Below are 23867 nucleotides of genomic sequence, written 5' to 3' on the forward strand. Positions count from 1 at the left end.
TGCATAGTATAGTGTTTAGCGTTTTCTATAACGCCTAACAAAATCAGCAAATTGAGGGTATTCCATTGAATGATATGGCGAAAAATCTAGTTCTATGGCTGGTGATCGCAGCGGTATTGCTGACTGTTTTTAATAATTTTAATGAAAAGGCCGAGTCTAACCGACTAAGTTACTCTGATTTTGTCAAAGAAGTTCAGGATGATCGTGTGACTAAAGTCATTATTGATGGCTATATTATTCAGGGCCAGCGCTCTAACGGTGATATGTTTGAAACCGTACGCCCAGCGCTTCAGGACCCTAAACTGGTTGATGATCTAATTAATCACAATGTTGTGATTGAAGGTAAGCAACCAGAGCAGCAGAGTATTTGGACTCAGTTGCTAGTCGCTTCTTTCCCTATCCTTGTCATTATTGCAGTGTTCATGTTCTTTATGCGTCAGATGCAAGGCGGTGGTGGCAAAGGCGGTCCAATGTCTTTCGGTAAGTCCAAAGCGCGTATGATGAGCGAAGATCAGATTAAAACGACCTTCGATGATGTTGCTGGCGTTGAAGAGGCTAAGGAAGATGTTCGTGAGCTAGTAGATTTTCTTCGTGATCCGGGTAAATTTCAGCGCCTAGGCGGCCATATTCCACGTGGTGTGTTGATGGCGGGTAATCCGGGTACTGGTAAAACCTTGTTGGCGAAAGCAATAGCCGGCGAAGCGAAAGTACCGTTCTTTAGTATTTCTGGTTCTGACTTCGTAGAGATGTTTGTAGGTGTGGGTGCATCCCGTGTTCGTGACATGTTTGATCAAGCGAAGAAAAATGCGCCATGTATTATCTTCATCGACGAGATCGACGCTGTAGGTCGTCACCGTGGTGTTGGCATGGGTGGTGGTAATGATGAGCGTGAACAGACATTGAACCAGTTATTGGTAGAGATGGATGGCTTTGAAGGCAGTGAAGGTATTATCGTAATCGCTGCAACTAACCGTCCAGATGTACTTGATCCTGCACTTCTGCGTCCAGGTCGTTTTGACCGTCAGGTACATGTAGGTCTTCCAGATATTCTTGGTCGTGAGAAAATTCTTAAAGTGCACATGCGTAAAGTGCCATTAGGTGAAGATGTTAAGCCTGATCTGATTGCGCGTGGTACGCCTGGTTTCTCTGGTGCTGATCTAGCGAACCTTGTAAACGAAGCAGCCCTATTTGCAGCACGCGCTAACAAACGTACTGTAAGTATGATTCAGTTTGAGCAAGCGAAAGACAAAATTATGATGGGCGCTGAGCGTAAATCTATGGTGATGTCTGAAAAAGAGCGCTTGAATACAGCATACCATGAAGCTGGCCACGCGATTGTTGGTCGTCTAATGCCAGAGCATGATCCTGTGTATAAAGTTTCTATTATTCCGCGCGGTCGTGCGTTAGGTGTGACTATGTTCTTGCCTGAAGAAGATCGTTATAGCCATAGCCGCCAATCTATCTTGTCTAACATTTGTTCACTTTACGGTGGCCGAATTGCGGAAGAGATGACACTGGGTAAAGAAGGTGTAACCACAGGTGCATCGAACGATATTCAGCGTGCGACTTCATTTGCTCGTAGCATGGTAGCGAAATGGGGTTTGAGTGAAGAGCTTGGGCCATTGCTATACGATGAGGAAGAGTCAGATCCATTTAACCGTGGCTATGGTCAAGGTGCTAAACCGCTAGCAGAAGAGACGCAGCGTCGTATTGACACTGAAACGCGCAAGATTATCGATGAGTGTTACCAGAAGGCAGAGCAAATTCTGGAAGATAATCGCGATATTCTAGAGACTATGTGTCAGGCTCTGATGAAGTATGAAACGATCGATAGTAAGCAGATTGATCAGCTAATGAATCGTGAAGAAGTATCTGCTCCAGAAGGTTGGGTGGAAGAAGACAAAAGCGGTTCAGATCATGGTGCCAGCGAAAACGTAAATGCTGATACTGATACTGAATCGAAGGCTGATGATCGATCAGATGATGATTCAGATCAGGACATTCCACGCTCACCAGATAATAATATTCACTAAACACAAGGTGAATATGAAAAGGCTGGCTTTGTAGAAAGTCAGCCTTTTTTCATTGTATAACGTAATGAAGAACAGGATCTATGCGCCAGTTAGTCTGTGGTAATCGAACTCTAAACTTAGCTGATACCCATGTTATGGGGATTTTGAATGTTACGCCCGACTCGTTCTCAGATGGCGGAACGTTGTATTCCAATCAGCAAGTAAGATTGGATAATGTCATTCGACAAGCTGAAGGGATGGTGACCGACGGTGCGACTATCTTGGATGTGGGTGGTGAATCTACCCGACCAGGCGCTGCTACAGTGACTCTAGACGAAGAGCTAGGTCGAGTGCTTCCAGTTGTAGAGAAAATAGCATCAGAGCTAGATGTGGTTATCTCCGTTGATACCAGTACTCCTGAAGTAATAACTGAGTCAGTTAAACTAGGTGCGGGTTTAATCAATGACGTTAGAGCTCTTGGACGCGAAGGTGCACTAGTGGCCGCCGCTAAAACCAATCTGCCTATCTGCTTGATGCATATGCAGGGGAGTCCGGCGACAATGCAGGATGCTCCTTCGTATGATGATGTTCTAGATGATGTTGAGTACTTCTTACTGCAGCGAGTGAAAGCGTGCGAAGCGGCGGGGATTACAAAAGATAGATTACTACTAGATCCAGGGTTCGGGTTTGGTAAGAGCGTAGAGCATAATCTACGTCTAATGAATAATTTAGATAGATTGAAGCAACATGACCTGCCCTTATTAATAGGGACGTCTAGAAAATCGATGATAGGCGCTGTTCTCAATAGAGAAGTTGAGCAACGACTACCAGGTAGCTTAGCCACTGTTGCGCTTGCTGTAATGCAAGGTGCAGAAATAATTCGTGTACATGACGTTGCGGAAACGGTTGATGTAGTGAAGATGACCCGTGCGGTTATGGCTGAGACGGTATAAAAGGAATATAAGTTAATGAGTAAGCGTTATTTTGGTACTGATGGTATTCGTGGCAAAGTTGGCCAATTTCCAGTAACTCCTGATTTTGTTCTTAAGCTGGGTTGGGCTGCAGGTAAGGTATTCTCGAGAGAAGGCCACAGTAAAATACTGATTGGTAAAGATACTCGAATTTCAGGTTACATGTTTGAATCTGCTTTAGAAGCGGGCTTGTCTGCTGCTGGTGTGGATGTCTTACTCACCGGTCCTATGCCAACCCCTGCAGTGGCTTATCTAGCACGTACTTTCCGTGCTGACGCTGGTATCGTCATTAGTGCATCTCATAATGCTTACTACGATAACGGCATTAAATTCTTCTCTTCAGAAGGTACTAAGCTGCCTGACGAAATTGAGCAGGCGATTGAAGCGCAGATGGATATCGCAATGACGACGGTCGATTCTGCTGAGCTAGGTAAAGCGCGTCGTATCGATGATGCTGCAGGTCGTTACATTGAGTTTTGTAAGGCTACTGCTGGTGGTATCAGTCTGAAAGGCTTAAAGATAATCTTAGACTGTGCCAATGGTGCGACCTATCACGTTGCGCCTGCTGTATTTTCAGAATTGGGTGCAGAAGTTGTTGAGATAGCATCGGCGCCAGATGGTCTAAATATCAATGAAAAATGCGGTGCTACTGCTACGCAGCGTTTGCAAACGGTCGTTACGGCAGAAAAAGCAGATTTAGGTATCGCTTTAGATGGTGATGGCGATCGCGTGATTATGGTTGATCACCTTGGTGAAGAAGTCGATGGCGATGAGCTTCTATACATGATTGCTGCGCAAATGCGTCGTGAAGAATCATTCCATGGTGGGGTTGTTGGGACGTTAATGACTAACTTCGGCCTAGAGCAAGCTTATGCGCGTGAAGGTATTCCATTTGTTCGTGCAAATGTTGGCGATCGTTATGTAATGGAGCAGCTATACAAACATGATTGGTTACTCGGTGGCGAGAGCTCGGGTCATATCGTTTGCCGTCATCTAACAACTACAGGTGATGGTACGGTTGCAGCATTGCAAGTACTTAAGGCGATCGTTGAAACAGGTGAAACGTTGAATACTCTTCGTCACGGTATGACCAAATTGCCGCAGAAAATGATCAATGTGCGTATGGCGCAAAAGTACAATATTGCTGAGGTTGAAGAGATCAGTGTTGCCGTTGCTAAAACTGAAGCGCAATTAGGTGATCGAGGCCGTGTTTTACTTCGTCCGTCAGGCACTGAACCTGTGGTTCGCGTTATGATCGAGGGTGAAAACGAAGAAGAAGTTAACAGCTTGTGTCAGCAGTTGGCGGATGAGGTTGAAAAAGCACTGCTTGCGCTTGAAAGTTCAGAGTAAGCCAGTTAATATTTGCGCCTCTTTAAATGGGGGTATAAATGCGTACAGCCTTAGTAGCCGGTAACTGGAAAATGAATGGTAATTCAGCATCTATCAATACGTTGATGGAAGGCCTGAATGCTGAGCTTAAATCCAATGCTGTTGATGTGCTGGTTTGTCCGCCGTCTATATACCTATCTCAAGTTCAAGCATTGACTGCTGATTCTGTTATTGCACTGGGTGCACAGAATGTAAGCGAGCAAAATAACGGTGCTTTTACGGGTGAGATCTCTTTAGAGATGTTGCAAGATTTAAGCTGCGAATACGTTATTCTTGGTCATTCCGAGCGTCGTAGTTTGTATGCTGAGTCAGACGAGCTGGTTGCTGATAAATTTAAAGCAACAGTTGCTGTTGGCTTGAAGCCAATCCTATGTGTTGGTGAAACGCTTGAAGAGCGTGAAGAAGGAAATACACTTGCGGTTGTTGAACGACAGATAAAAGCTGTTGTAAATGCTGCAGGTATCGAACAATTTAAAGATGCTGTAATCGCTTATGAGCCAGTATGGGCTATAGGTACAGGTAAAACTGCGACGCCGGAACAGGCGCAAGAAGTACATGCAGCTATTCGTAATATGATTGCTGAATGTGATGCTGAGCTAGCTAGCAAAATGCGTATCTTGTATGGTGGCAGTGTTAATGCTGCTAACGCAGCTGAATTGTTCGCGAATGAAGATGTTGATGGGGGGCTTGTTGGTGGAGCATCCCTTAAAGCAAACGACTTTATTGCCATCTGCCAAGCGGCAGGTGCATAACTGACGGTTCTGAAATGGAAACAGTAGTTTTAATTATTCATGTATTGTTAGCAGCCGCTGTAATTGGCTTAATTTTGCTGCAGCAAGGCAAGGGTGCTGAAGCTGGCGCTTCATTTGGTGCAGGTGCTTCGCAGACTGTTTTTGGTAGTACCGGTAGCGGTAACTTCCTTTCTCGCGTAACAGGCATTGTTGCTGCGGGCATTTTTGTTACAAGCTTTGTTTTAGCTGTATACGCTAAAGAAAAAGCTGATTCTGTTGGTGATGCGGGTATTCCGTCTGCTGAGCTTATCGAAAGTAAAGCAGCTGAGTCTGCTGTTGCTGAAGAGCCAGCGCTACCAGTTTTTGATGAATCTAAGCCAGAAGCGCCTGTAGATTCTGATATTCCTCAAAATAACTAACAGTTTCTAAAAGTTTGTTGCCCAAGTGGTGGAATTGGTAGACACGCTATCTTGAGGGGGTAGTGGCCGTCAGGCCGTGCCGGTTCAAGTCCGGCCTTGGGCACCATATTTCTTGATTAAGAGCCTCAGTACATATACAATTTGCACCAGTTTTTGGATAAGTGAATTGTTTATTCAGTAAGTCTCTTATTCTTTGAAGTCAAAAAGCTAAATTTCGGTTAGCTATCAAGACTTCAGGTCCACAGAAATGTTGGATCATTTAGGTTTTTGATGCGGGGTGGAGCAGCTTGGTAGCTCGTCGGGCTCATAACCCGAAGGTCGTTGGTTCAAATCCAGCCCCCGCTACCAACCTTATTTTTACGTAAGGCCCCTTTTAAGGGGCTTTTTCGTAGGTAAAATGCAGAGTCTTTAATCTAAGGGTTTGCATATCGGGAATGGGTCATTAGACCCATTTTTTGTTTTTGAAATTTACGATGTTAAATCTAACTTATTGTTTTATAAGTGTTTAATATCTTAGTGTTAGAACGGGTGGGTTATTCGTGTCAGCGAAAATGAAACTATTACAAGAGTTGATTGAGCCTTCAGTTACAGCGCTGGGGTTTGAACTCTGGGGTATTGAGTTTCTCTCACAGGGAAAACACAGCACCCTACGGGTGTATATCGATTCTGATAACGGCATTAACGTAGATGATTGCGCTAAAGTCAGCCATCAGGTCAGCGGAATTATGGATGTAGAAGATCCGATTGCAGGTAACTACACCCTTGAGGTGTCCTCTCCAGGTATGGATCGTCCTCTATTTACACTTGAGCAGTTTGAAGCCTATGCAGGATCTGTTATTCAGGTTCGCTTACGAATTGCGTTTGAAGGCCGCCGTAAATTTAAGGGTGTGCTGAATGGTGTTGAAGGCGACGACATTCTGGTAGTGGTCGACAATGAAGAATATATGCTGCCGATTGAGTACATCGATCGTGCAAACATTATCCCTCAGTTCTAAACGTGGATTAGAGGTCTTAGGCGAGGCAGAAGCATGAATAAAGAGATTCTGTTGGTTGCGGAAGCAGTTTCTAACGAGAAAGATGTTCCGAAAGAAGTAATTTTCGAAGCGATTGAAGTTGCACTAGCAACGGCAACTAAGAAGCGTTACGACGAAGAAGCGGATATTCGCGTAGTTATTGATCGAGCTACAGGCGATTACGAAACTTTCCGCCGCTGGTTGGTTGTGAGCAACGAAGAAGTACCTGCACTAGGTACTGAACTGACGATGGAGGAAGCTGAAGAGATTGATGCTTCTCTAGAGCCAGGTAGCGTACATGAAGAACAGGTTGAATCTGTTAAGTTTGGTCGTATTGCGGCACAAACAGCTAAACAGGTTATCGTTCAGAAAGTTCGCGAAGCAGAGCGTGCGAAAGTTGTTGAATTGTACCGTGATCGTCAAGGTGAATTGATCTCGGGCAGTGTTAAAAAAGTAACGCGCGATAACATTATTGTAGATCTAGGTAACAATGCTGAAGCATTGCTGCCTCGCGATCAGCTAATCCAGCGTGAAGCATTCCGCATGGGTGATCGTGTACGTGCGGTTCTTCTTGAAGTTCGCTCTGAAGGCCGTGGTCCTCAGTTGATCTTGAGCCGTTCTTGCAACGAAATGTTGATTGAGCTGTTCCGTATCGAAGTGCCAGAGATTTCTGAAGAAGTGATTGAAATTCGTGCGGCGTCTCGTGATCCAGGTTCACGTGCGAAGATCGCCGTTAAGACGAATGATGGCCGTATCGATCCAGTTGGTGCATGTGTAGGTATGCGTGGTTCTCGTGTACAGGCTGTATCTAACGAATTAGGTGGTGAGCGTGTTGATATCGTGCTTTGGGACGACAACCCAGCGCAGTTGGTTATCAACGCAATGGCACCTGCAGATGTTGCATCTATCGTAATGGACGAAGAGACACATTCGATGGATGTGGCAGTTGCTGAAGAAAACTTAGCGATGGCGATTGGTCGTAGTGGCCAGAACGTACGTTTGGCTTCTGAGCTTACAGGCTGGGAACTAAACGTGATGACTGAAGAAGATGCACAAGAGAAGCATCAATCTGAAGTTGGTTCTGTGATCGATACATTCATCAACCACCTAGACGTTGATGAAGATGTTGCTGAAGTGTTGGTAGAAGAAGGTTTCACAACACTTGAAGAAGTTGCTTACGTTCCTGTTGATGAGATGTTAGAAATCGATGGTTTCGACGAAGCTATCGTAGAGGAACTACGTAAGCGTGCGAAAGATGCACTTCTAAACCTTGCTATCGCAAGTGAGGAAAAACTTGATAGTGCAGAACCAGCAGCAGACCTGTTGGAGATGGACGGTATGGACAAGCACCTAGCTTACCTACTGGCCGCGCAAGGTGTAATTACTATGGAAGATCTAGCAGAACAGTCTATCGATGACCTGCTAGGTATTGAAGGCCTGGATGAAGAACGAGCTGCAGCGTTAATCATGACTGCTCGTGCTCCATGGTTTGCTGAAGAGTAAAGATTAACGGAAGAGGAGCCTCCTAACATGGCAGAAGTAACAGTTAAGCAGCTTGCCGAAATGGTTGGTGTTTCCGTTGAGCGTTTGCTAGAGCAAATGCAGGAAGCAGGCATTTCAGGCAAGAATGAAAAAGCAGAAGTATCTGAAACTGAGCGTCAATCATTGCTAAATCATCTTAAGCGCAGCCACGGTGAAGATGCAGATGATGCAGAACCTAAGAAAATTACGCTTAAGCGTAAAACTACATCGACACTAAAAGTTTCTGGTGCTTCTGGGAAGAAGAAGACTGTGAACGTTGAAGTACGCAAGAAACGTACTTATGTGAAACGTTCAGAAGTGGAAGGTGTTGAAGGCGAAGCTGATCAGCAAGCTGAAGCACAGAATGCTGAAGAGTTGCGCTTAGAAGAAGAGCGCAAACAGCAGGAAGCGGAAGCTCAAGCCGCACGTGAAGCTGAAGAGAAAGCCGCTAAAGAGCGCGAAGCTGAAGCACAGCAGAAGCGTGAGCAAGAAGCTAAAGCTGCTGAACAAAAGAAGCAAGAAGCTCAAGCCGCTGAGAAAGCTAAGCAGAAGAAAGAAGAAGAAGCGAAGCGTCGTAAGGCTGAAACCGAACAGCGTTTCAAAGCTCAAGAGCAAGCTAAGAAGAACGAAGATAACCGTCGTGGTAAAGGCAAGAAAAAAGGCAACGACAACCGTGGTCAGCAGGATCGTCGTGGCGGCAAAATCAGCCGTAACCGTGGTAAGAACGGCAAGCCTCTTTCTAATAAGCCAAATGAACATGGCTTTAAAGAGCCAACAACTCAACAGGTAATGGAAGTCTCTATTCCTGAGAGTATTACGGTTGCAGATCTTGCTAAGAAGATGAACGTTAAGGCTGCTGAAGTGATCAAGGTAATGTTTGGTATGGGCGCTATGGCGACTATCAACCAAGTTATCGATCAGGATACAGCAACGCTTGTTGTAGAAGAGATGGGCCACACTCCTAAGCCAATGCAAGAAAACGCGGTAGAAGAAGCGTTGATGGAAAGCATTCAGGCGCAGCAGGGTGATGCTGAAGGTCGCGCACCGGTTGTGACTGTAATGGGTCACGTAGACCACGGTAAAACGTCTCTACTAGATTACATTCGTTCTTCACGAGTAGCGTCTGGTGAGTCTGGTGGTATTACCCAGCATATCGGTGCCTACCACGTAGATACTGATAACGGCATGGTTACATTCCTTGATACTCCGGGCCACGCTGCGTTTACCGCAATGCGTGCACGTGGTGCCTCTGTAACCGATATCGTAATCCTAGTAGTTGCAGCAGACGATGGCGTAATGCCACAGACTGAAGAAGCGGTTCAGCACGCCAAAGCGGCTGGCGTACCTCTAGTTGTTGCTGTTAACAAGATCGATAAAGAACAAGCTGATCCAGATCGTGTTAAAAACGAATTGGCAGCACTGGACGTTATCCCAGAAGAATGGGGTGGTGAGAATCAGTTCGTAAACGTATCTGCTAAATCAGGTCAAGGTATTGAAGAGCTTCTGGATGCAGTACTACTGCAGTCTGAAATCTTAGAACTTGAAGCTGTACCTAATGCTCCTGCTCAGGGTGTAGTAGTTGAATCACGCTTAGATAAAGGTCGTGGTCCAGTTGCTACTGTACTTGTACAGAACGGTACGCTACGTAAAGGTGATATCGTACTTGCAGGCCTTCACTACGGCCGTGTACGTGCAATGCTGGATGAGAACGGTAAGCCTATCGATTCCGCTGGTCCTGCGATCCCTGTAGAAATCCAAGGTCTGGATGGTACACCAAATGCAGGTGACGAATTCACTATGGTATCTAACGAGAAGAAAGCACGTGAAGTTGCTCTATTCCGTCAGGGTAAATACCGTGATGTTAAGTTGGCTCGTCAGCAGAAATCTAAACTTGAGAACTTGTTTGCAAACATGCAAGCGGGTGATGTTAAGACTTTCAACATCGTACTGAAGACAGACGTACGTGGTTCTTTGGAAGCGCTAACGCATGCTCTAGAAGATCTATCTACTGATGAAGTTAAAGTGAACATCGTATCTGGTGGTGTAGGTGGTATCGCAGAAACTGATGCTAACCTTGCGGTAACAGCAGATGCATTGATGGTTGGCTTTAACGTTCGTGCTGACGCTCAGGCGCGTCAGGTGCTAGAGCGTGAAGGTATTGAACTACGCTACTACAGCGTAATCTACGACATCATTGATGACGTTAAACAGGCGATGGGCGGTCTGCTATCTCCTGAATACCGTGAAGAGATCGTGGGCATTGCTGAAGTACGTGATGTATTTAAAGCGCCTAAGATCGGTGCGGTTGCCGGCTGTATGGTTACAGAAGGTACTGTCTTCCGTAACAAACGTATCCGTGTCCTACGTGAAAACGTTGTAATATATGAAGGTGAACTAGAATCTCTACGTCGCTTCAAAGATAACGTTAACGAAGTACGTCAGGGTATGGAGTGTGGTATCGGCGTTAAGAACTACAACGACGTTAAAGTCGGAGACCAAATTGAGGTTTACGACACAGTTGAAATTCAGCGCACACTTTAACGTTGCAAATACAAGGTAATAAATAACCTTTATGGCACGCGATTATAGTCGTACATCTAGGATTGCTGACCAGCTCCAACGTGAGCTGGCTCAGCTGATCCAGTTTGAAATAAAAGATCCACGCTTAGGTATGGTTACAGTTAGCCATGTCAAAGTCAGTAAGGATCTAGGTTTTGCTGATGTCTACATCACTGTTTTACCACTTAATGGTAAAGATGAAGCAGAAGCAATTATTGATTCACTAAAAGTACTGAACAATGCTGCAGGTTTCCTTCGTGGAGAACTGTGTCGTAACGTTCAGCTACGTGTTATGCCGCAACTGCGTTTCCATTTCGATGAAACGATCGAGCGTGGTAGACATCTACATCATCTGATTGAGGCGGCTATCCGTCAGGAAAATCAGAGCGCTTCTAAAGACGCTGACGAGGAATAATCGTGGGCCGTCGTAGAAAATCCCGAGGCCGGGCGGTCGACGGTGTATTCTTGTTGAATAAACCGTCCGGTATCTCTTCTAATTCCGCTCTACAGCAAGTTCGACGCATTTATGATGCGGCCAAAGCCGGTCATACAGGTGCCTTGGATCCACTTGCCACTGGTATGCTACCGATTTGTTTAGGTGAAGCGACTAAGTTCTCTCAGCACCTGCTCGATTCTGATAAACGCTATATCACAACAGCTAAGCTTGGTATTCGTACAGATTCTAGTGATGCTGATGGCGCTGTCGTCGAAGAAAAACCTGTTCCAACAGATCTGACTGAAGACAAGATAGATACTATTTTGCAGTCAGAGTTTAGCGGTGAAATAGAACAAGTTCCTTCGATGTTTTCAGCGTTGAAACACCAAGGGCAGCCGCTTTATAAGTTGGCTCGAAAGGGTATTCAGGTCGAAGTAAAGCCGCGTAAAGTAACGATCCATGAGATCAAATTAACGGCTTTGCGAGATGATGAAATTGATCTAGAAGTCTTTTGTTCGAAAGGGACTTATATCCGTTCAATTGTCGAAGATCTCGGCCATATCCTGGGTTGTGGTGCGCATGTCAAAATGCTCCATAGACTGGATGTGGGTGCATTCACGGCTGACCGAATGATGAGTTTGGATGAGCTGCGCGATTTAGTGCCCGAAAACAGTGCTGAAGAAGAGCAAAAAGGCATACAAATCGAGCTGGATAAGCTATTATTGCCAGCCTGGGCTGCTGTAGATGATCTACCGGCAGTTCGATTAGATGATCAGCAAACCAGTTTGATTATGCATGGCCAATCAGTCCCTAATGCTGATTATGCAGAAGGTAGCTTGGTTCGTTTGTTTGGTACATCACTGGATAGCGATGCAGAGCGTTTCTTGGGCGTTGCCGAAGTAGTCGAGCAACAGCTAAAACCTAAACGCCTTATTTGCACTGAGGCTGATCAATAAAGATTTTATTTGGTTCTCGTAAGAGGGCCGATGTGGCGTTGTACTGAAAATATGCTCGGTGCATCGTTTCTTTTTAATCCGGCGATCTTAAGATCGTGTGCATATTTTTTAGGAGTAAGAAAATGGCATTAACTGCTGAGAAAAAAGCGGCAATCGTTGCAGATTTCGCTCGCGCTGAAGGCGACACTGGTTCCCCAGAAGTTCAGGTAGCTCTACTATCTGCTAACATCGAAGGTCTACAAGGTCACTTCAAAGCGAACAAACACGACCACCACTCTCGCCGTGGTCTGATCCGCATGGTAAACCAGCGTCGTAAGCTGCTGGACTACCTAAAAGGTAAAGATGCTGATCGTTACCTTGAACTGATCAAGCGTCTAGGTCTGCGTCGCTAAGTTAGTGTGAATTCTCTGGGGCCATACAATGTATGGCCCCGGTTTTATCTGGGGTAAGAAAAGATAACTATTTCATCCCGCCCGTACTCAAATGAGTTTTTAGATCTAGCGAAAGAGCTTATTTGAGTACTGGCAAGACAGAAGGCATGAAAGTTATCTGAAAACTGCCCCGCCAAATTATTTAAAGGAAAATTATTGTGTTCCAAGTAGCTACTAAAACATTCCAGTTTGGTGGTCAGGAAGTAACTATCGAAACTGGCCGCGTTGCGCGTCAGGCGACAGGTTCTGTCCTGGTTAAAATGGGTGGTAACGAAGTACTTTGTACTGTTGTTGGCGCTAAAGAAGCAAAAGAAGGTCAGGGTTTCTTCCCTCTTTCTGTTCACTACCAAGAGAAATACTACGCTGTAGGCCGTATCCCTGGTGGTTTCTTCAAGCGTGAAGCACGTCCATCTGAAAAAGAGACGCTTACTTCTCGTCTTATCGACCGTCCAATTCGTCCACTGTTCCCTAAGGGTTACATGAACGAAGTTCAGGTTGTTTGTACAGTAATGTCTGCTGACAAAGTAAATGATCCAGATATCGCAGCGATGATCGGTACGTCTGCTGCACTAGCAATCTCTGGTATCCCATTCCAAGGCCCAATCGGTGCAGCACGTGTTGGCTTCACTGAAGAAGATGGTTACATCTTAAACCCATCTTATGAGCAGCTTGAAACATCTGAGCTGGACATGGTTGTTGCTGGTACGTCTGACGCTGTGCTAATGGTTGAATCTGAAGCGCAAGAGCTTTCAGAAGACGAAATGCTTGGTGCGGTTCTATTCGCTCACCAAGAGATGCAAGCAGTTGTTAACGCTGTTAACGAACTTAAAGCTGAAGCGGGTAAAGAAGCTTGGGTTTGGACTGCACCTGAAAAAGATCAAGATCTAATCGCTAAAGTACGCGCTGAAGTAGGCGAAGGCATCACAGCTGCTTACCAAGTTGCTGATAAAATGCAGCGTCAGAATGCACTGGCTGAGCTTCGTGCTCAAGCGGTTGAAAATCTAGCTGGCGAAGAAGAAGGTCAGCCTTCGGCTGGTGATGTATCTGGCATCGTTAGCTCCCTAGAGAAAGAGATCGTTCGTGGCCGTATCGTTGCAGGTGAGCCTCGTATTGATGGCCGTGATAACAAGACTGTTCGTGGTATCGATGTTCAAATCGACGTACTACAAGGTACTCACGGTTCTGCGCTATTCACTCGTGGTGAAACTCAGTCTATCGCGACTTGTACACTAGGTACTGCACGTGATCAGCAGATCATTGATGCGATTGAAGGTGAACGTAAAGATCCATTCATGTTGCACTACAACTTCCCTCCATACTCTGTAGGTGAATGTGGTCGTATGATGGGTGCTGGTCGTCGTGAAATTGGTCACGGTCGTCTAGCGCGTCGTGGTGTTGCTGCAGTTCTTCCAACTCAAGAAGAGTTCCCATACACAATCCGTATCGTATCTGAGATCACTGAATCTAACGGTTCTAGCTCCATGGCTTCTGTATGTGGCGCGTCTCTATCTATGATGGATGCAGGTGTACCACTTAAAGCACCAGTTGCGGGTATCGCAATGGGTCTTGTTAAAGAAGAGAACGGCTTTGCTGTCCTAACTGACATCTTGGGTGACGAAGATCACCTAGGCGACATGGACTTTAAAGTAGCGGGTACTGAAACAGGTATCACTGCACTTCAGATGGATATCAAGATCACTGGTATCACTGAAGAGATCATGGACATTGCGCTTGAGCAAGCATACGAAGCACGTGTTCACATCTTGAAAGAGATGGCTAAGGTTATCGGTTACGCTCGTCCAGAGCTTCCAGATAATGCTCCTGCGTTGACTCAATTGAAGATCAACCCAGAGAAGATCCGTGACGTAATCGGTAAAGGTGGTGCTACTATCCGTGCTCTTACTGAAGAGACTGGCGCATCCATTGATATCGAAGACGATGGTACAGTTCGCGTATACGCTGCAGACAAAGCAGCAGCTAAAGCGGCTACTGATAAGATCATCGAAATCACTGCTGAAGCAGAGATTGGTCAGGTTTACGAAGGCAAGGTTGTACGTATCGAAGACTTCGGTGCATTCGTTAACATCCTGCCGGGTAAAGATGGTCTAGTTCACATTTCTCAGATCGACAACAAGCGTGTTGAGAAAGTAACTGACTACATCCAGATGGATCAGATGGTTAAGGTTAAAGTACTGGACGTAGACCAGCGTGGCCGTATCAAACTATCTATGAAAGACCTACTTGCTGATGATGCAGTAAGCTAAGTTTCTTTTAGCGGTTAGTGGTGAAAGTGTTTCGCTACTAGTAGCTAAAGACTAAAAAAAACCGCCGATTTATCGGCGGTTTTTTTATGTGTGACATAAACCTTAATCGGTTAATGGCCGTACAAGATAAGGTTATTTGTTGACCGAAAGGCAGTAGCTGTGGGAACTTTCTGGTAAGCGCTATAACAAAGATATACTGGTCTATTGCTAGCTTTTAAATTGGAGGATGCCTGAATGAGTGAACAACGAGCAATACTTGCTGGTGGATGCTTCTGGGGTATGCAGGATCTAATTCGTAAATTACCGGGCGTTATAGCGACTCGTGTGGGCTACACCGGTGGTGATGTACTTAATGCTACTTATCGCAATCATGGTACGCATGCTGAGGGTATTGAGATCCTATTTAATTCAGAACTAATTACCTACCGAACCATATTAGAGTTTTTCTTCCAGATTCATGACCCTACCACGCCCAATAGGCAGGGTAATGATCGCGGTACATCCTACCGCTCAGCGATCTACTTTGTAGACGACGAGCAAAAGCAAACTGCGCTCGATACAATCGCTGATGTTGAAGCCAGCGGCTTGTGGCCAGGTAAGGTGGTAACTGAAGTTGAAGCTGCTAGCGATTTTTGGGTGGCAGAACCTGAGCATCAGGATTATCTTGAACGTTATCCTGGTGGGTATACCTGCCACTTTCCGCGTCCTGACTGGGTGTTGCCTAAGCGTTCGTAAGTAGCTAGTTGCTAGAAGCTAGGAGTTAGTCCACCACTCTAGGGTTGGTACGGCTTAATTTGACCGTGGGTTGTATTAAGACCTCGCTAATAAGGTGAATGCTAGTGCAGCTTTAAACTCTAACGAAGACTTCTTTTTTCGATTTTGATTTAATAAGCTCAATTTTGAAATTTTAGATACCTTTGGAAAGCATTCATGAGTTACGAGCTAACTGGCAAAATTAAACTGATCCAAGATCCGCAAACGTTCAATAGTGGCTTCACTAAACGTGAAATGGTCGTGATAGTTGAAGATGGAAAATATCCTCAGGAGATCAATCTGGAGTTTGTGCAAGATAAGGTTAGCCTGCTTGATTCGCTTCAAATAGGGCAAGAGGTCACGGTCAGCTTTGATATCCGTGGTCGCGAATATAACGACCGCTATTTCAATAACCTTGTTGGCTGGAAGATTCAGTCAGCGTCATCCCCAGAAGCCTCTGAGCAAGAGTACTTTAACTCTAATGCGGCGCCCGCACCTCAGCCAGCTGACTTTGACGACGATATTCCGTTCTAAATGACGTAGCTATTTTAGCTCTTGGTAAAAACAAAAAAGCCCCGAATGATCGGGGCTTTTTATTGCTGACGTTATCTAGTGATTAGATACGTGCAGCTGGGATAGCTTGTGGTGCAACGCTTAGGTCTTCGCTTGGTGGAGCGAAAGACGTTAGGTTGATACCTTCAACAGCTGCTTTGTACTCTTCCAACGTTGGGAAACGACCCAAGATAGTAGAAAGAACAACCATTGGAGTAGAACCTAGTAGAGATTCACCTTTCTTCTCAGCAGAGTCTTCTACAACACGGCCTTGGAATAGACGAGTAGAAGTTGCTAGTACAGTGTCACCAGCTTCTGCTTTCTCTTGGTTACCCATACATAGGTTACAGCCTGGGCGTTCTAGGTACAGAATGTTCTCGTACTTAGTACGCGCTTCTTCTTTCGGATGCTCATCATCGAAAGTGAAGCCAGCGTATTTAGATAGAATATCCCAATCGCCTTCAGCTTTTAGCTCGTCAACGATGTTGTAAGTTGGCGGAGCAACAACTAGAGGTGCGTTGAACGTGATAGGACCGTTCTTCTCTAGGTTGCGTAGCATTGCAGCGATGATCTGCATGTCGCCTTTGTGAACCATACAAGAACCAACGAAGCCTAGGTTAACTTCACGGCCTTCGTAGAAAGAAGTTGGACGGATAACATCGTGAGTGTAACGCTTAGAAACGTCTTCGTTGTTAACGTCTGGGTCAGCAATCATTGGCTCGTCGATCTGATCCAGATCTACAACTAGCTCAGCGAAGTACTTAGCATTGTCATCAGGAGCAAGTGCTGGTTCTTCACCAGACTTGATGCCTGCAATACGCTTGTCAGCTAGGTCGATAAGACCTTGTAGCATGCCCGCTTCGTTTTCCATACCTTTGTCGATCATGATCTGGATACGAGACTTAGCTAGCTCTAGAGACTGAATTAGCGTTTCGTCAGTAGAGATACAGATAGAAGCTTTCGCTTTCATTTCTGCAGTCCAGTCAGTGAACGTGAACGCTTGGTCAGCAAGTAGAGTACCGATCTGTACTTCGATTACGCGACCTTGGAAAACGTTTTCGCCAGCGAACTTCTTAAGCATCTGCTGCTGAGTAGCGTGTACGATGTCACGGAAGTCCATGTGAGGCTTCATAGCACCTTTGAAGGTAACTTTTACAGACTCAGGGATTGGCATTGCTGATTCACCAGTTGCCAATGCGATCGCAACAGTACCGGAGTCAGCACCGAATGCTACACCCTTAGACATACGTGTATGAGAGTCACCACCAATGATGATTGCACGATCATCAACAGTGATGTCGTTCAATACTTTGTGGATTACGTCAGTCATTGAGTGGTAAACGCCTTTCGGGTCACGTGCAGTGATTACGCCGAATGCGTTCATGAATGCCATTAGCTTAGGCGTGTTAGCCTTAGCTTTGTTATCCCATACAGATGCAGTGTGACAGCCAGATTGGAAAGCACCGTCAACGCTTGTAGAGATAGTAGAAGCAGCCATTGCTTCAAGTTCCTGACAAGTCATAGGACCAGTAGTGTCCTGAGAACCTACGATGTTCACTTTAACGCGAACGTCAGAACCAGTGTGTAGAGGAGTCTTAGAAGTCACGCCTACAGCATTGCGGTTGAAGATTTTTTCAACAGCAGTTAGGCCTTGGCCTTCGTGAGAGATCTCTTTAGATTGAGCGTAAACAGCAGGAGCTTCAACGCCAAGAGTTTCAGCAGCGAACGTTTGTAGTTTCTTACCGAAAGTTACCGCGTAAGAACCACCTGCTTTCATGAATTCCACTTTCTGTGGAGTGAAAGAGTCGGATACGTCTGCTAGCTCTTCGTTACCGTTGTAAAGCTTCTTAGCTTTAGTGTCGATTGTTAGCACTGTACCAGTAGCAACAGAGTATGCTTCTTCTAGTACTGGATCGCCGTTTGCGTCACGAACAACTTCGCCGTTTGCATCAGTTTTCTTAACCCAGTTCTTAAGGTCAAGACCGATACCACCGGTTACACCAACCGTAGTTAGGAAGATAGGTGCGATACCGTTAGTACCTGCAACTACTGGACGGTTGTTGATGAACGGAATGTATGGAGAAGTTTTCTCACCAGCCCATAGTGCAACGTTGTTAACACCAGACATACGAGAAGAACCAACACCCATGGTGCCTTTTTCAGCGATTAGCATCACTTTAGCATCTGGGTTTTGCTTAACCATGTCAGCGATTTCTTGCTGAGCTTCTGGAGTGATCATGCACTTACCGTGCAATTCACGGTCTGCACGTGAGTGAGACTGGTTACCAGGAGAAAGAAGGTCAGTAGAGATATCGCCTTCTGCAGCAATGTAAGTGATAACTTTGATTGTCTCAGGGATATCGTCAAGCTTAGTGAAGAACTCTGCTTTAGAGTAGCTTTCTAGGATATCTTTAGCGATTGCGTTGCCCGCTTTGAAAGCGTCCGCTAGACGAGCTGTGTCAGCGTCGTATAGGAATACTTGAGACTTAAGAACTTCGCCAGCTGCAGCAGCTTGTGCGTCGTCAGAAAGTGCGATGTCTAGTAGTGCTTCTACAGAAGGACCACCTTTCATGTGAGACAGTTGCTCAAGAGCGAACTCTGGAGAGATCTCAGCAACAGTTTCTTTACCTAGAGCGATGTCTTTTAGGAAAGCCGCTTTAACACCAGCCGCTGGCGTAGTACCAGGTAGCGTGTTATAGATGAAGAAGTTTAGAGAAGCTTCGCGCTCTGCATTACCAGTGTCTTTGATCTGGGCAATGATTTCAGATAGCAATTCAGCGCTATCGATTGGTTTTGGGTTTAGACCCAGGTCCTTTTTACGAACCTCAATTTCTTCTAGGTAGTCAGAATAGTAGCTCATGGCGTCCAACGTCTCACTTAAATCTAGTTATGATTTGTGCGCAGATTATAAAAAAAAACAGGCAAACAGCTCAATCAAAACTATTTAAATGAGGCTAATAGTCGCTATAAATTTAAAAAATAGTACTTAAATCAAGGCTTTTAAAGAGGGTATACATTGGTTGTAGGTATCTATTTTTATTATAAAAAATGGCAGTTTTTGCCTTTATTGAAAATAGTAATCATTTAAAATTGGTTTTAATTGTTTTCTTAATTGAAAATAATAATCATTTTTCAAGGGATTGCTTAATTAGCCTTTGTTTCTGTGCTCGTTGCTGACGCATAGTCCGCCAGTCCGTGGTTTCGTTGGTACAGTCTTCTATTGGAGAGGTAAGTGGAATTAATTTGCTCTCCTTCTATAACGCAATTTGATGACAGCCTTTGTTATCTAAATTAGCTAAACAGAAGCTAGGTTAATTATTAGATGTTTCTTCGGGGAGTTTTTACCCACTGTCGAACCCCAATTACCCAAGGATGGATGTTTCTCCAAGCTAAATCCTAGTTTCTAAATCGAGGTTACTGATAGTGATAAACGCCTCTAGCTTTCTTAGCGCACCCTCTATCTATAGCTTAAACATCGCTTTCTTATCGATCCCATAATCCAGTTCCGAGCTCTATCTGAAATGCAGCGAGCTTGATTCAAATTTCTTCGGTTCTGTTCAAAAAACACCCGTTTTTACTAGCAAATAGTCTTAGATTGTATGTAATATATGCAATTTCATGCCCGTATTACTTGCTTTGAGTCGGTTATTGTCTAATATTGTCGACAATCTTAATAAAGTAATAATTTGTGTTGCAGAAAATATCGGTACGACGGCCGATAAAATCTAGGATGTTCTGCAATAGCGGTTCGTGTGACGCCTGAAATGTAACCAACAAGGAAATCGAGCAGTTCTAGTGAACGAGGACTCGTAAAAATAAAGGTTATGGCTTCAGCCGCGTCCTATCTGCGTGAGGTATAAAAAATGACAAGCCCGACCCATTTCGATCCATCTAGCTCTGTTCGAACACTCTCAGGAACAGAGCACAGCTACCATAGTCTTCCAGATACCGCAGAACAGTTTGGTATCGATCTTGATGCATTACCATTTTCACTTCGTCCTATCTTGGAAGGAATTGCTCGAAATGTTGGCCAAAACGGCGTAACCGCTGAGCAGGTTCAGGCGCTTGGAAGTTGGACAGAGCACCAAGGTACAAAGCCGATCGAAATTCCTTTTACGGCGGGTCGTGTCATCATGCACGATTTGAGTGGTACGCCAGCGATTGTTGATTTTGCTGCGATGCGTTCAGCGGTTCAGCGTATGGGCTTAAATCCAGCAATTATTGAACCTCTAGTACGAGCAGATCTAGTTATCGACCATACGGTAACAATGGATAATACGGGCAGCCCGGCTTCACTAAAAATCAATGGTGAACTAGAAGCGGAACGTAACAAAGAACGTTATGCCTTCTTGAAATGGGGTGCGCAAGCATTTGAAACGATCCGAATTATTCCACCACAAACCGGTATTGTGCATCAGGTTAACCTCGAGTATCTGGCTCAGGGTTACCTAGACATTAATGGATTGATGGCACCGGATACGCTAATTGGTATGGATAGTCACACACCAATGGCGAACGCGCTGGGTATTGTTGGCTGGGGTGTAGGTGGTATTGAAGCCGGTGCTTCTATGCTGGGTCAACCGATGCAAATGCTGGCACCTGAAGTGGTCGGTGTAGAGTTAACAGGCGCACTAAGAGAAGGTGTAACAGCAACAGATTTAGTCCTAACCATCACTGAAATGCTGCGTAAATATCCAGCGGGTGTGGTGGGTAAGTTTGTTGAATACGTGGGTGAAGGCTGTGCCAATCTTTCTCTGCCTGATCGTGCAACGATTGCAAACATGTCGCCAGAATATGGCGCAACCATGGGCTTCTTCCCGTTTGACGAGATCTCTGCAGAGTATATGAGAGCTACCGGCAGGGACGGTGATCTGCCACTGGCATACTACAAAGCACAGAATATGGCTTGGAAACCAGGTCAGGCATTGCCGCGTTATACCGATCTTCTGCAGCTTGATCTGTCTACCGTTGAACCGTCTGTGGCGGGCCCGAAACGACCTCAAGATAGATTGCCTCTAGCTGAGATTGGTAAAGTTTTCCAGAAAGCAGCCGCTGAAGGCCAAGAGAAAGGTAAAGAGCGTAACCCTGAAGTCGCTACAGTGATGCCGATGAAAGCAGACGAAGCGGGTATTTTTGCACCGCTTCCTGAGCGTGAGTTAAAAGACGGCGATATCGTGATTGCTGCGATTACAGCCTGCACCAACACCTCTAACCCGGGTCTGTTGATAGCTGCGGGTCTGCTCGCTAAGAAAGCCAATGAACTCGGTATGAAAGTACCTGATGGTGTTAAAACGTCTTTGGCTCCAGGGTCACCGGTTGCTACCGACTTCCTAACCAAGGCTGGCCTACAGCAGCACTTGGACGCTTTGGGCTTTAATACTGCGGGTTACGGCTGTACTACCTGTGTGGGTAACTCTGGTCCTCTAGCACCAAGCATCGAAGAAGCGTTGCAGAACCACGATATTATCGCTGCGTCTGTTTTATCGGGTAACCGTAACTTTGAAGGTCGTGTGCATCCAGATGTTGATACCAACTTCCTTATGTCTCCACCGCTGGTGGTTGCTATGGCGATGGCTGGCAATGTGAATATCGATGTTACGACACAGCCAATTAGTCAGGATGCCAACGGTAACGATGTTTACCTTAAGGATATCTGGCCGAGCAACGCTGAAATAAGCCAGACCATGCTTGAATGCATGGATCCGAAAGCGTTCCGCGAAACCTACGAAAACTCTTTGGATGGCCCTGCTACATGGCAGAACCTAGAATCTCCAACGGGTCCTGTGTATGACTGGGCTGCAGATTCTACGTATATCCAAGAGATCTCTTTCTTTGATGGTTTCTCACTGGAAACACCTGAAGATTCACTAAACAATATTTCAGGTGCGCGTATGTTAGTTATGTGTGATGACAACACAACCACCGATCATATTTCCCCAGTTAGCCGAATTCGTCCAGATTCACCTCCAGGTGAATATTTAAGTTCACAAGGCGTTGCAGACGAAGATATGACATCTCTGGGTGCACGTCGTGGTAACCACCATGTTATGTTGCGCAGTATTTTCGGCAACGTAAAAGCCCGAAACTTGTTGCTTCCAGGTACTACTGGCGCAGTAACGAACTATTATTCGTCTAATGCAGCTCCAGCACAGATGTCTATCTATGATGCGGCTGAGCGCTACCGTTCTGAAGGTACATCTACCGTTGTATTTGGTGGCAAGCTTTATGGCACAGGTTCATCACGAGACTGGGCTGCAAAAGGTCCTGCGCTGCTGGGTGTTAAAGCGATTATCGCTGAAAGCTTTGAGCGTATTCACAAATCAAATTTGGTGGGTATGGGTGTATTACCGCTGCAACTTCCTGAAGGTCTGACACGTGCATCATTAAATCTGGATGGCACAGAAACCTTCGACCTGAGTGGTATCGATACTCTGGAACCACGCGGCACAGTTGGCTTGACTATAAACCGCGCGGACGGTTCATCACAGCAGTTGGAGCTGACCTCTCGTGTTGATACTTCTTCTGAGCTGGATCAAATTCGCCACAAAGGCATCTTGCCGATGGTATTACGCGATATCATCGCTGCAAACGCATAACATCAACGTTCCTTTCTAGGAATTAAAAACCGCCGTTTATCGGCGGTTTTTTTATATCTGTGAATATATCCACATTAGTTTTATCCAAGTTTTATGTGGATAAGTACGTTGATAGTTTGAGTGTGAATTACTAAAGCCCAATAAACATAAGGGCTCTGGATGATTGTTCACATTTTGCTACTTTGAAGTGCAGTATATGCTTGTAAGTTTATTCACAGCTCAATTAGCTCTAATTCGCTATTGATCCAGTATTCTTTTACCTTAGAGCTTTACAAAGCGTAATGTCATACGGTCACTTTCACCGATTGCTTGGTAATGCGCTTTATTAACTTCTTTTAAACGATAGCTCGGTGGTAGGGACCAGACGCCAACTTTGTGGTCCTTAGTATCTTTAGGATTGGCGTTGATCTCAGACGTCTCAACGAGTTCAAATCCTAAACCTTCAATAAATGAAATTAGATAAGCTTCCGGAACGTAGCCATTTTCAGCGCTTTCTTTGTAATCACTGCCATCTTTAGCGCGGTGTTGAACTACACCAAGAGTACCGCCCTTTTTTAGCACGCGATGAAAAGAAGGATAGACCTCTTCTATGCCCCCAAAGCGTATCCAGTTATGGGTATTTCTGAACGTAACCACCATATCTTGAGAGCTATCCGGAACTTCAGCTAAATAGGTATCACCTTTCTTAAACACCACTACATCGGCTTTTCCATAAACTGATGGATTGGCTTGTAGCTTTGTCACAAGTTTGTTGTGTAAGCCCTGTAAAAAGTTGTTTGGGTGATCGGCGCCGAAGCTCGCTAAGGTGAGATGTCCGTTGTCTTTCAGCATCGGCGCAAGGATCTCTGTGTACCAGCCGCCACCAGGTAATATTTCAAGGACAGTCATATCGGGTTTTATGCCGAAAAAAGAGAGTGTCTCTACAGGGTGGCGATAAACATCACGCGCTATATTCTTTTCGCTGCGGTGTTCTGCAGCAACGGCTTGTTTTATAAATTCATTAGAGGCATGCACAGTATTAATGCTGGCGATGCAGAATATAAACAGTGACATTTTAATGAATTTCATCGTATTCAACCTTCTATGTTGTTTATGGCTGGCTTGAGTCTGTTATATCCCAATGTGCCTAATAATAGCTTTATCCTCAAGTCGTCTCGGTAATAACTTATCCCAATAATCTGTGGATAAGTTCGTTGATAGTCTGAGTGCTACTTGCCGAAAGCCTTAATTTACGTACGTTGGAGAGAATTGCTCATCTTTGTAA

General features: G+C 45.2%; 17 protein-coding genes and 2 tRNA genes. 17 read left to right on the forward strand and 2 right to left on the reverse strand.

The window, feature by feature from the left end; translation table 11 throughout:
* The first annotated feature begins 74 nt into the window (after positions 1-74).
* From ftsH to ACMXYX_RS01945, 16 genes are all read left to right on the forward strand, one after another.
* Positions 75-2033: an ATP-dependent zinc metalloprotease FtsH gene (gene ftsH, locus ACMXYX_RS01870; RefSeq protein WP_415883303.1), complete on the forward strand. Its 1959-nt coding sequence runs from the start codon at positions 75-77 to the stop codon at positions 2031-2033.
* Between the two features lie 80 nt (positions 2034-2113).
* Entirely contained in the window at positions 2114-2965 is an 852-nt protein-coding gene (gene folP, locus ACMXYX_RS01875; protein ID WP_415897425.1) for a dihydropteroate synthase, read from the forward strand.
* A 15-nt stretch (positions 2966-2980) separates the two neighbouring features.
* A complete protein-coding gene (glmM, locus tag ACMXYX_RS01880; RefSeq protein ID WP_415883305.1) occupies positions 2981-4333 on the forward strand; it encodes a phosphoglucosamine mutase in 1353 nt (450 codons plus the stop codon).
* Between the two features lie 38 nt (positions 4334-4371).
* The gene (tpiA, locus tag ACMXYX_RS01885; RefSeq protein WP_415897426.1) at positions 4372-5124 is read left to right on the forward strand and encodes a triose-phosphate isomerase; all 753 of its coding nucleotides are present in this window, start codon (positions 4372-4374) and stop codon (positions 5122-5124) included.
* Positions 5125-5138: 14 nt separating this feature from the next.
* On the forward strand, positions 5139-5522 hold the full coding sequence (gene secG / locus ACMXYX_RS01890) for a preprotein translocase subunit SecG (RefSeq protein ID WP_415890104.1): 384 nt from the start codon (positions 5139-5141) through the stop codon (positions 5520-5522).
* A 19-nt stretch (positions 5523-5541) separates the two neighbouring features.
* A tRNA-Leu gene (locus ACMXYX_RS01895) sits at positions 5542-5628 on the forward strand.
* Positions 5629-5793: 165 nt separating this feature from the next.
* A tRNA-Met gene (locus ACMXYX_RS01900) sits at positions 5794-5870 on the forward strand.
* Positions 5871-6061: 191 nt separating this feature from the next.
* On the forward strand, positions 6062-6517 hold the full coding sequence (gene rimP, locus ACMXYX_RS01905; RefSeq protein ID WP_415883308.1) for a ribosome maturation factor RimP: 456 nt from the start codon (positions 6062-6064) through the stop codon (positions 6515-6517).
* Positions 6518-6550: 33 nt separating this feature from the next.
* Positions 6551-8038 carry a transcription termination factor NusA gene (gene nusA, locus ACMXYX_RS01910; RefSeq protein WP_415883309.1) on the forward strand — a complete coding sequence of 496 codons (1488 nt, stop codon included), beginning with the start codon at positions 6551-6553 and terminating at the stop codon, positions 8036-8038.
* A 27-nt stretch (positions 8039-8065) separates the two neighbouring features.
* Complete coding sequence (infB, locus tag ACMXYX_RS01915; RefSeq protein WP_415883310.1) at positions 8066-10597, forward strand: translation initiation factor IF-2; 2532 nt, start codon at positions 8066-8068, stop codon at positions 10595-10597.
* Between the two features lie 31 nt (positions 10598-10628).
* On the forward strand, positions 10629-11030 hold the full coding sequence (rbfA, locus tag ACMXYX_RS01920; protein ID WP_415883311.1) for a 30S ribosome-binding factor RbfA: 402 nt from the start codon (positions 10629-10631) through the stop codon (positions 11028-11030).
* 2 nt (positions 11031-11032) lie between these two features.
* Positions 11033-12007: a tRNA pseudouridine(55) synthase TruB gene (gene truB, locus ACMXYX_RS01925; protein ID WP_415883312.1), complete on the forward strand. Its 975-nt coding sequence runs from the start codon at positions 11033-11035 to the stop codon at positions 12005-12007.
* Between the two features lie 122 nt (positions 12008-12129).
* Entirely contained in the window at positions 12130-12399 is a 270-nt protein-coding gene (gene rpsO / locus ACMXYX_RS01930) for a 30S ribosomal protein S15 (protein ID WP_415883313.1), read from the forward strand.
* Between the two features lie 197 nt (positions 12400-12596).
* Positions 12597-14702, forward strand: a complete 2106-nt coding sequence (gene pnp, locus ACMXYX_RS01935; RefSeq protein ID WP_415883314.1) for a polyribonucleotide nucleotidyltransferase — start codon at positions 12597-12599, stop codon at positions 14700-14702.
* Positions 14703-14936: 234 nt separating this feature from the next.
* Positions 14937-15437, forward strand: a complete 501-nt coding sequence (gene msrA / locus ACMXYX_RS01940) for a peptide-methionine (S)-S-oxide reductase MsrA (RefSeq protein WP_415897427.1) — start codon at positions 14937-14939, stop codon at positions 15435-15437.
* 195 nt (positions 15438-15632) lie between these two features.
* Positions 15633-15989, forward strand: a complete 357-nt coding sequence (locus tag ACMXYX_RS01945; RefSeq protein ID WP_415906432.1) for a DUF3127 domain-containing protein — start codon at positions 15633-15635, stop codon at positions 15987-15989.
* A gap of 82 nt (positions 15990-16071) precedes the next feature.
* Here ACMXYX_RS01945 and ACMXYX_RS01950 read toward each other — a convergent pair whose 3' ends face one another.
* Positions 16072-18867, reverse strand: coding sequence for a bifunctional aconitate hydratase 2/2-methylisocitrate dehydratase (locus ACMXYX_RS01950; RefSeq protein ID WP_415897428.1), 2796 nt, complete (start codon positions 18865-18867; stop codon positions 16072-16074).
* A 1003-nt stretch (positions 18868-19870) separates the two neighbouring features.
* On the opposite strand from ACMXYX_RS01950, the gene acnA reads away from it, so the two are divergent.
* A complete protein-coding gene (gene acnA, locus ACMXYX_RS01955) occupies positions 19871-22603 on the forward strand; it encodes an aconitate hydratase AcnA (RefSeq protein WP_415897429.1) in 2733 nt (910 codons plus the stop codon).
* Positions 22604-22864: 261 nt separating this feature from the next.
* Here acnA and ACMXYX_RS01960 read toward each other — a convergent pair whose 3' ends face one another.
* A complete protein-coding gene (locus ACMXYX_RS01960; protein WP_415897430.1) occupies positions 22865-23671 on the reverse strand; it encodes a class I SAM-dependent methyltransferase in 807 nt (268 codons plus the stop codon).
* Positions 23672-23867 lie beyond the last annotated feature (196 nt).

Origin of the sequence: Neptuniibacter sp. QD72_48 (assembly GCF_047778065.1) — a bacterium.
Lineage (GTDB): Bacteria > Pseudomonadota > Gammaproteobacteria > Pseudomonadales > Balneatricaceae > Neptuniibacter.

Excerpts from the sequence above, each read along its gene's own strand:
- nusA (WP_415883309.1), top strand. The coding sequence starts at position 6,551 with ATGAATAAAGAGATTCTGTTGGTTGCGGAAGCAGTTTCTAACGAGAAA.
- tpiA (WP_415897426.1), top strand. The coding sequence starts at position 4,372 with ATGCGTACAGCCTTAGTAGCCGGTAACTGGAAAATGAATGGTAATTCA.
- ACMXYX_RS01950 (WP_415897428.1), bottom strand. The coding sequence starts at position 18,867 with ATGAGCTACTATTCTGACTACCTAGAAGAAATTGAGGTTCGTAAAAAG.
- glmM (WP_415883305.1), top strand. The coding sequence starts at position 2,981 with ATGAGTAAGCGTTATTTTGGTACTGATGGTATTCGTGGCAAAGTTGGC.
- rpsO (WP_415883313.1), top strand. The coding sequence starts at position 12,130 with ATGGCATTAACTGCTGAGAAAAAAGCGGCAATCGTTGCAGATTTCGCT.
- msrA (WP_415897427.1), top strand. The coding sequence starts at position 14,937 with ATGAGTGAACAACGAGCAATACTTGCTGGTGGATGCTTCTGGGGTATG.
- infB (WP_415883310.1), top strand. The coding sequence starts at position 8,066 with ATGGCAGAAGTAACAGTTAAGCAGCTTGCCGAAATGGTTGGTGTTTCC.
- ACMXYX_RS01960 (WP_415897430.1), bottom strand. The coding sequence starts at position 23,671 with ATGAAATTCATTAAAATGTCACTGTTTATATTCTGCATCGCCAGCATT.
- ACMXYX_RS01945 (WP_415906432.1), top strand. The coding sequence starts at position 15,633 with ATGAGTTACGAGCTAACTGGCAAAATTAAACTGATCCAAGATCCGCAA.
- ftsH (WP_415883303.1), top strand. The coding sequence starts at position 75 with ATGGCGAAAAATCTAGTTCTATGGCTGGTGATCGCAGCGGTATTGCTG.
- rbfA (WP_415883311.1), top strand. The coding sequence starts at position 10,629 with ATGGCACGCGATTATAGTCGTACATCTAGGATTGCTGACCAGCTCCAA.
- folP (WP_415897425.1), top strand. The coding sequence starts at position 2,114 with ATGCGCCAGTTAGTCTGTGGTAATCGAACTCTAAACTTAGCTGATACC.
- secG (WP_415890104.1), top strand. The coding sequence starts at position 5,139 with ATGGAAACAGTAGTTTTAATTATTCATGTATTGTTAGCAGCCGCTGTA.
- acnA (WP_415897429.1), top strand. The coding sequence starts at position 19,871 with ATGACAAGCCCGACCCATTTCGATCCATCTAGCTCTGTTCGAACACTC.